We start from the raw sequence: 1,104 nt of genomic DNA, 5'->3' as shown, positions 1-1,104 counted from the left end.
CCTAGATTCATAGAATAACCGCAGCACTTTGGACCACCCGGTAGAAGCAGGAGGGCCAGCGCCGGTACCCTCCCTGCTTTACCGACCAAAGTGAAGCAGAGCATGGGATACCGACAGCTGACCCAGACCCAACGATACCAGATCCACGCCCGCTTTGACCTGGGCATGAGCCAGCGACAGATTGGCAGAGAGCTGGGCATCCACAGCAGCACGATCAGCCGCGAGTTGCGCCGCAACGCCACCTCTGGTGGCTACGATCCCGAGCAGGCTCAGTCCCTCAGTGATCGCCGGCGACGTACCGCCTGGAAATGGACGAAGCGCTTGCCCAGCATGATCGCCGTCGTCATCAATCGGCTCCGTGATGAGTGGAGCCCGGAGCAGATCAGCGGTTTTATGGCGCCCATTACCGGCGTCGGCGTCAGTCACCAGTGGATCTATTCCCTGATCTGGGATGACAAGGCGCGCGGAGGCGATCTCTGGCGGCACCTTCGTCAGCCCAAGCGTCGCAGCAAGCACCGGACCCAGGCCAAGAGCGCAGGGCTCGGCAAGATTCCTAATCGTGTGGGCATCGAGCATCGCCCCGCGGAGGTTAATGACAGGCTCTATATCGGGCACTGGGAGGGCGATACCGTCATCCAGGGTCATAAGCAATCGGGGTTGGTCACACTGGTAGAGCGACGCAGCGGCTACCTGCTGGCGGCACGGTTACCCAAAATCTCAGCGGCGCTGACGCGAGCGGCTATGATCCGTCTACTGAAGCCCCGCCGAGGTGCTGTCCGGACCATCACCCTGGACAACGGCTCGGAGTTTGCCGATCACCAAGCCGTAGCCAAGGCGGTAACTGCAACGACCTACTTTTGTGATCCCTACTGCTCTGGCCAGCGTGGGAGCAATGAGAACACCAATGGCCTGGTACGGCAGTATTTCCCCAAGGGAACGGACTTCCGACAGGTCACTGATGCCGAGCTACGCGCGGTGGTCAGAAAGTTGAATGACCGTCCCCGAAAGCGGCTCGGTTATCGGACACCGGCACAGGTGTTTTTGGGTGAATACTCAGGAGCCCTCAACACCGCAGGTGCTGCGCTTATTACTTGAATTCAGGGT

At 60.1% G+C, this 1,104-nt stretch carries 1 protein-coding gene; it reads left to right on the top strand.

All coding sequences use genetic code 11. The features are described from left to right. Window positions 1-102 precede the first annotated feature (102 nt). Window positions 103-1,095: an IS30 family transposase gene (locus HOP58_RS22745; protein WP_086509116.1), complete on the top strand. Its 993-nt coding sequence runs from the start codon at window positions 103-105 to the stop codon at window positions 1,093-1,095. Window positions 1,096-1,104: the final 9 nt, after the last annotated feature.

This window comes from Halomonas sp. MCCC 1A11062 (assembly GCF_021404355.1).
In the GTDB taxonomy this organism is placed as follows: domain Bacteria; phylum Pseudomonadota; class Gammaproteobacteria; order Pseudomonadales; family Halomonadaceae; genus Halomonas; species Halomonas aerodenitrificans.
This window is presented reverse-complemented; position numbering and strand designations above follow the sequence as displayed.

What these genes read in the sequence shown, in the direction of transcription:
- HOP58_RS22745 (WP_086509116.1), top strand. Translation starts at nt 103, where the DNA reads ATGGGATACCGACAGCTGACCCAGACCCAACGATACCAGATCCACGCC.